The organism is Collinsella sp. AF29-7AC (assembly GCF_003475665.1).
In the GTDB taxonomy this organism is placed as follows: domain Bacteria; phylum Actinomycetota; class Coriobacteriia; order Coriobacteriales; family Coriobacteriaceae; genus Collinsella.
In genome coordinates, this window is the sequence record NZ_QRQX01000028.1 from 19754 (window position 1) to 20442 (window position 689).

Below are 689 nucleotides of genomic sequence, written 5' to 3' on the forward strand. Positions count from 1 at the left end.
GAAGGTGGCGAGCAGGCAGGACAGCAGGTCGTCGAGCGTGCGGCTCCTGACCGGTATGAAGCGGTGCTTCCGGGAGTAGCCGAGCGTCGCGGTGAACACGCTGAACTCGAAGACCTCGCCCTCCGAGTCGACGAGCCTCATGCCCTCCTTCCAGTCGAACTGCAGCTGCCTGCCCGGGGGCGTCTCGAACCGCGGGTGCGGCTCGCGGCCGCCCGCGCCCCCGAAGGGCACGTCGCGGGCCCGGCACCACGCGGTGAAGGCGCCGTACCCGGGCAGCCCCTCCCCGCGGCCCTCGCGCAGGAACGCGTAGACCGCCATCTTGGTCATCCCGGGCAGCTGGGCCTTCGCGCGGATCACCTCCTCGAGCGGGTCGAAGGCGCTGCCCCTCGCGGACCTCCCGTCGGCGGCGGACTCGCCCTCCCGCCAGTACTTGGCGACCGTGTGCCGGTCCATGCCGTGCCTCCTCGCGATCTCGCTGAAGTTCGGCTTCGCGCCGGACCCCCTGTAGACGTTCAGCTCTCCCATTACGTTTCGCTCCATATCCCGCTCCTCCCGGGTCGGATACCCGATCGGAGCATAGTTCCGTTAGCGCAGTTGGTGAAAGTACGTTAGCGGGGTCGGCGAAAGCGCGTTGGCGCATTCGGCGAGATGCGTTTGCGAAAGTGGTCAATTTTAGATTAGCGCTAACA

At 67.5% G+C, this 689-nt stretch carries 1 pseudogene; it reads right to left on the reverse strand.

The features are described 5' to 3' along the window. Positions 1 to 540, reverse strand: a pseudogene (locus tag DWZ15_RS10760) (IS21 family transposase); the annotation flags it as partial. Between the last annotated feature and the right edge of the window lie 149 nt (positions 541 to 689).